At 54.9% G+C, this 6,393-nt stretch carries 6 protein-coding genes and 1 pseudogene; 3 read left to right on the top strand and 4 right to left on the bottom strand.

Annotated elements, in window-relative coordinates; all coding sequences use genetic code 11:
- Positions 1-50: 50 nt before the first annotated feature.
- Positions 51-1,097 carry a C45 family autoproteolytic acyltransferase/hydolase gene (locus QD409_RS31485; RefSeq protein WP_004128849.1) on the bottom strand — a complete coding sequence of 349 codons (1,047 nt, stop codon included), beginning with the start codon at positions 1,095-1,097 and terminating at the stop codon, positions 51-53.
- A 613-nt stretch (positions 1,098-1,710) separates the two neighbouring features.
- Here QD409_RS31485 and QD409_RS31490 point away from each other — a divergent pair.
- Complete coding sequence (locus tag QD409_RS31490) at positions 1,711-2,994, top strand: ATP-grasp domain-containing protein (RefSeq protein WP_004128847.1); 1,284 nt, start codon at positions 1,711-1,713, stop codon at positions 2,992-2,994.
- Positions 2,995-3,072: 78 nt separating this feature from the next.
- Positions 3,073-3,918: a glutamate 5-kinase gene (gene proB / locus QD409_RS31495; protein WP_430764634.1), complete on the top strand. Its 846-nt coding sequence runs from the start codon at positions 3,073-3,075 to the stop codon at positions 3,916-3,918.
- Positions 3,919-3,990: 72 nt separating this feature from the next.
- Here the strand turns inward: proB and QD409_RS31500 are convergent, their stop codons facing one another.
- A complete protein-coding gene (locus QD409_RS31500; protein ID WP_154660804.1) occupies positions 3,991-4,167 on the bottom strand; it encodes a hypothetical protein in 177 nt (58 codons plus the stop codon).
- A 215-nt stretch (positions 4,168-4,382) separates the two neighbouring features.
- On the opposite strand from QD409_RS31500, the gene QD409_RS31505 reads away from it, so the two are divergent.
- Positions 4,383-5,525, top strand: a complete 1,143-nt coding sequence (locus QD409_RS31505) for a KamA family radical SAM protein (protein WP_004128843.1) — start codon at positions 4,383-4,385, stop codon at positions 5,523-5,525.
- Positions 5,526-5,712: 187 nt separating this feature from the next.
- On the opposite strand, the pseudogene QD409_RS31510 reads toward QD409_RS31505, so the two are convergent.
- Together QD409_RS31510 and QD409_RS31515 are read right to left on the bottom strand one after the other, a co-directional pair.
- Positions 5,713-6,162, bottom strand: a pseudogene (locus tag QD409_RS31510) (transposase); the annotation flags it as partial.
- Between the two features lie 56 nt (positions 6,163-6,218).
- The coding region (locus QD409_RS31515; RefSeq protein WP_414091225.1) for a transposase domain-containing protein at positions 6,219-6,393 on the bottom strand (175 nt) is incomplete at its 5' end.

The raw sequence follows: 6,393 nt of genomic DNA on the forward strand, positions 1-6,393 counted from the left end.
GTTCGGTCCCCGGACGACGACGTCGCACCGCTCGGCGACTTGAGGCCGCATTAGACGACGCGCATTGTTCCGCTTAGTGCAGCTCGCTCGTCACGAGCCGCATGTATCCGCCACTCGATGCGGTCTGGAAAAAGCTCGAAAACACTCGTCGCGAGGGTCCGGGAGTCTTTCCAATCCTTGAAGATTAGAGTGGTCTCGTCAAACAGCACCGCTTCTGCTCCACCCGCCAACGCGCCTTCGCCGATCATTCGATCCGCCGCTGCTTGTCGGTCACGGGAGGAAGCGCCGATGGTCTGCTTCACCCCACTGAACTCGCTGGAGAGCAGATGGTTGGCATGCGCTCGCGGTTCAGCAACCTCTACCACGACGCAGCCTGAGGCCGGCGCTTCGACAGAGAGTACCTTGCGGGTCTTCGCATCGCCAAGAGTGTGATGGAATCCACACGAGCGGTCATTGCGCTTCAAAATGCCGACCGCTTCGTCCAAACTTTTAGCATCAAGAATGGCGCGGCAAAGAACCTGTCGGGGCACGCCAGGTTTTTGGTCGTTCGGGGTGATCGCGTTGATCGTCTGGACCAGGCCGGTCTCGTTCAGGCGGAAGGTACCGCCCGGCAGCATGCCCGCGGTCATAAAGCTGCTCCACGCCGGCCCCACATCGGGCTCAATCTCCACCCAGAAATTGGCACCCAGCGATTCGGGCTCGCCGTCCTCATTGTGGGCGATAACCGCCGGCCCATTGCATTCAGCTGGTATTAGGACAGTCGTGCAGCCCATTCCGGCAACAGCTTTTGCCGCGGAGGCGGCGTCTGGAATCTGCAGATCAGTCTGGCAATTCAATAGGAAGATGGTCTCGAAATCCTTGCCGGCACCTTCTGCGATACCCTCGATTTCGCGCACGTAGCGGGGATATGCCGCGCGGGCTGCAGCTTCCAAATTCTTCAAATATTCCGATCCGCGCCATCGAGCATCTAGAGCGCGAAATTGCTCCGTGCCAAGCCGATACTCGAGGAAGCTTGTGGCATTGGCCTTCCCGAGCGCACAACCAATCGAGAAGGCGTCGCCCTTGGCGTGCACACTGGTTATGAGGTTTTTTGTCATTGAGTTCTCTGCTTTCCGCTTACTGTCGGTATGTTTCGGAGAGACTGCTGGCGCTGCCGTCAGAAGTGGGAGAGCGTTTGGTTTTCAGGTCGTGGCTCCCCTTCCGCTGCCAGGCCGCTCAGCCAAATTCATTGCGGCGCGTCGAGGCTAAGTATCCTGCATAAATCATTTGATACAAATTAATGCTTTATGAGTCAATTGCTTCATTCTCCGACTGAAAAGCTGTGTCGGCCCCCGGCTCTACGGCGCTCTTGCTAGATCGCTGATGCAATACCCCGGCCAGCCAAGGCAACGAGAGGATCCCTGAAGCAATTACGATCACTCAAGGGTGCAAAGGTCTGAGCGGTCGTTATTGTGACGGTAGTACACGAGTATTCTTCGGACCGCGTGATTACCGATATCGCCAGTAGGCTGGGTGATGCTCCATTCCACCGTGCGCCGATCAAAACATCGCACACCTAGATCCGTCAAACAAAAAATTTACAAGATCTTTACGTCCGCAATTCGCTGAGGATGGTACGTTCACTGCAGATCTGTGGCCGGGCGTAGCTAGCAAGGTTGATGCGGATACGCTCGGACCGCCGCAAATCCCGCAACGGAGGGTCAGCAGTCAATGGCAAGAAGAGCGCTCATCCTGCTTGAAGGCAACGGACATGGTACTGGTGAGCAATATGTCCAAGCTGCCAAGAGTTTTGGCCTTCATCCAATTACCCTATCGACCGATCCAGCTCAGTACCCCTATCTCGCAGCGGGAGGTGTTGAAGCAATCCAAGTCGATACAGACAATCTCCATGCGCTGATCAACGAATGCTCTCGGCTGGGTAAGACCTACGAAATTGTTGGCATTACAAGCGCCGAGGAGAAGGTCTACGCGACCGCCGGAAAGCTCTGCCAGCAATTCGATTTACCGGGACCAAACCCCGCTTCGGTCGAACAATGTTGCGACAAATTCATTCAACGTCGCCTGCTCGCTGATGGAGGCGTTCCGATACCTGCTTATCGCCTGGCCACTAACGCGGCGGAGGTTGAAAGCTGTGCCGCGGAAATCGGCCTGCCAGTGGTGGTCAAGCCTGCGATCGGGGGTATCGGCGGCATCGGTGTTCGACTGTGCCGAAACGTCGCCGAGTTGGCCGAACATACGGCCCATCTTTTAGGTGGGAAGCATACATGGCGGTCTTCACCGAAGATCCTGGTCGAAGAATTCGCACAGGGCCCGTTCTATGAAGCCGACACGATGGGAAATGAGGTCATTGGGATTAGCGCCGCCGATTTCGATCATCCACCACATTTTCTCTTTCGTGAGAGCATCTTTCCGGCCCTGCTGACTAACGACGAGCACGAGCGAATCTCCGACGTGGCGCTGCGCTGTTTGGGAGCTCTGGGACTTGGGTGGGGGCCAACCAACATTGAATTGCGGTGGACGACGCGTGGCCCAGTTGTAATAGAAGTCAATCCGCGTATTGCGGGCGGAACCTATCCTCGGCGGGCTCATCTTGCTTATGGTGTCGATCTCGTAACCGAGCACATTAAGCTTGCCACCGGCGTGGAATGTGACTTACGCACCACGTATCTCCAGACTGCAGCCGTGCGATTCCTACTCCCTGATCGCGATGGCACCCTCAGTTGGATCGACGGCGACAGTCGGGCGGCTGCCGTGTCGGGCGTTGTAGAGGTCAAATTTTATGTTAAGCCTAAGACGCAGATAGTCAGGAAAGGTGACTACCGGGACCGCATAGGACATGTGATCGCCGCTTCATCCAGCTTTGCACAGACCAAGGCCATACTTCAGCATGCGGTCGGTCTAATCGATTGGTCGATCACGCCATTCTCTACCTCTGGCGAAGAAGAACACGCCGTGCCGTTAAACTCCTCCAGCAGCCTCAAAGGCTCTAGGTAAAGGGCAATTCGCAATGAATATTGAGTTGCCCAGTGTAGATTGCAGAGACGTGCGTTCCTTTTAGCGAGGCAACACTTGATGACCACGGCGCAATTAATTTCCGCTCACCGAATAATCGTGAAGATTGGCTCCGCACTAATTGCCGACGGAGAAACCGGAGACATTCGCGGTTCTTGGCTTGAAACGATGATAGAAGATGTGGTCCGATTTTTCTCACGTGGGCAGCAGGTGATCATCGTGACCTCCGGTGCTGTCGCGGTTGGGTCACGTCACTTCAATGAGTTTGACGTTCCTCTGAGAAGTGAAGAGCGACAAGCGGCTGCAGCCATCGGTCAAGTTCGACTCATGCTTGCCTTCGAACAGAGCTTAAAACGGTTTGGATTTGGACTCGGACAAATACTATTGATGGGCGAAGATCTACGCAACCCGCATCGCCGACTCAATGTTCTGTCAACTGTTCGACAAATCCTCAAAGTTGGCGCCGTTCCCGTTATCAATGAGAACGACACAACCGCAACTGCCGACACCCGTTTTGGCGACAATGATYGTTTGGCGGCCCAGCTCGCAGAGTTGGTGCAGGCTGACATAATTATTTTGCTTTCCAACATAGATGGCCTCTTCACGGAAGATCCACACGACAACCCGTCGGCCCGTTTGATCACAGAGGTGCGACGCATTACCCCCCAAATAGAGGCCATGGCCGGTCATTCCGTCTCTCGTCATAGTTCGGGTGGCATGCTGACGAAGTTGATGGCAGCAAGGATCGCCATGGATGCCGGGTGTTACATGATCATCGCGAAGGGAAACAAATCTTACCCGCTGTCGGCCATCGAGAACGGTGGCCCATCAACCTGGTTTATCCCGTTTGCAAGGGATAGGAGCGACCGCCACACTTGTGGCGACAACCTACCGCAGGCTCAATAATCGTCCTGCATTGCTGATTATTGGTAGCGCTCTTTTCAGTGCACGTTGTAAATCGTTTTGAAGAGCGGCGGCTTATGCTGGCTGGCTTTTGAAGTTGAAGGGCAGCAGATCCTCGATATTGGCATCGTCGGGGCGCCGCAGCAGCGGTGTCCAGCCAAGCCCCAGCCACGCGCGCCAAAAAATCAGCACGCCGCAAGACAAGCGCATGACAGCGGCGGCAACCACATCAGATGGTGCTTCGAAAAACAACGGCTCAATCATTCCTTACATTGGTCGTGTCAACTTGGGTCCATTTCTGTTCTGGCCCTGACACACTGAAGACCCTTGTATTCTGTGGACGCCTGCGTAACCTGACTTTGCGTCACTTTGACAGCAATCAGATCGTCGACGGCACATTGATTGCAGGTGCATAACGAAGAACCGTACGACAATTGCCTCTCGCCTTTTTTTATTAAGGGCTCTAGATGAAGACCACTCGAACTATCCAAGGTAAGACGACAAAATTAAAAGTGGCTCCGCTCATCAGTTCGGACCCGCTGTTGTCGTCCAAGATCATAAATTTCATTGAGGGGGCACGCGCAGTCACCCCCGCCGAGGTGGAAGCAAACAGCATCACGCGTTATCGTGTTACAAAATTCTATCGTGAACAGATCATCAACAGTGGTCATTATGATCAGCTTAAATTCATCGTCGAGCCCTCATTCGAAGAGTTCGACGGTCCCGGCACTCTGGATACCAGCGGAGAGCACGAAAACACGGTCGCGCCCGGGTTTCAGCACAAGTACGCGCAAACAGGATTGTTGCTTGCAACGGACCGCTGCGCTTCATACTGCCGTTATTGCTTCCGCAAACGCATTGTCGGCAAGGACTCAGATGAAATCGCAGCTGACCTTGGGCAGATTGCGCGATACATTGGAGGTCATCCTGAGATGACGAACGTCCTGATATCAGGAGGTGACCCGTTCGTGCTCAACACCGCCAGCCTCCATGAAATTCTTGATCATCTGCTGCCATTCCCACATCTGAATTCCATTCGTTTTGGCACAAAAATGCTCGCCTACGCGCCCCAAAGGTTTGAGGATCCTGCTCTAGTGGCCTTGTTCGAACGGATCCATGTAGCTGGAAAATCCGCAGTGATCGTTACGCATTTTGACCATATCGGCGAAATTTCGGCCGATGCGGAGCGAAGCATTCGGTCATTGCGGGCGCGTGGTACGCAGTTCCTAAACCAGTGCGTGCTTCTCGCGAAAGTCAACGATGACCCCGACATTTTGGCCGCGACCTTCGCCAAGTGTCACCATATGGGTGTCCGCCCATATTACCTATTTCAAGGCAGGCCGGTGAAAGGTGCATCGCATTTTCAGGTTCCACTGCGCCGCGGCCTGGAGATTTCGCATGGCATCAACCAACGCCTGAGCGGCATTCAAAAGACATTTAAATACATCATGTCGCATTACACTGGTAAGATCGAGATTCTCGACTTTGGAACTGATGGCCGCGTCTATATGCGATATCACCAAAACAAGGCTTCAGAAAAGATCGGAAAGATCTTTTCCCGGCCGAACCTCGAAGGCGCCTGCTGGTTGGACGATTTGCCCGAAGGATGAGATCTGAGGGCGCCAATGCAAACTACCAAATCATTCCCTGTGGAAGTACCGTGGACGGCGATGATGAACTCTCCCGCCGTGCGGCAGAACCAGTTTTTACGTTGAGATCTTCAGGAAGCATGCGCCGCTGGAGCAGAGACGCCAGGAGCATGACGGTGAGCAGGCATAAAAGGTCTCTGAATCACCTGAGCAGGCGCAAGAAGTTGTAGCCAACGGCAGCCAGAACGGCATCGACGGCATCTCCTTTTGTCCGGCGAGATAATTGCGATCCATCCGATGCTCGTTCTTGATGTGGCCGATGACGGGCTCGACGGCTGGCTCTCGTCGCATCTGTCGTTTGATGGCCGGCGTCACGCGGCGCTGTTGTGGCTTGTGAAGACCCGCAGCTTGTGACTCTCAGGTGAATTGTGGCCGCGATATCCGGCATCGGCCAGGTGCGGACAACTCGTTGCCGATCGTCTCCTCCATGTCGGGGATGATGGTCTCGAGGGTGCGCCCATAATAGGGGTTCCTGGCAGTGCCATGGCATGGAGGGCGAACTGGCCGCCTTTGGAGAGCGGTTCAGTATCGAGGCCACCGAGACTTGACGCCAAACTCGTAGGGCTTGTGCGCCTTGCCTTCGGATGCATTCGACTTCGTCGTAAGCGCTCATTTCCATGCGCGTTGACGCGGCCCGTTTGACCGGGGTCGCCGTCAGACGGCTGCCATTGGATCATGCAGCGGCGGTTTCAGCGTTTCAGCGAAGTTGAAGGGCAGCAGGTCGGTGATGTCGGCTTCGATGACACGCTGCGGTAATTCGGTAAGGACGTGACGCAGATAAGCCAAGGGTTCGATGCCGCAGGCGCGGCATGTCAGCATGAGGCTGTAG

It is taken from the genome of Rhizobium sp. BR 315 (assembly GCF_050577975.1).
GTDB classification, from domain to species: Bacteria; Pseudomonadota; Alphaproteobacteria; order Rhizobiales; family Rhizobiaceae; genus Rhizobium; species Rhizobium miluonense.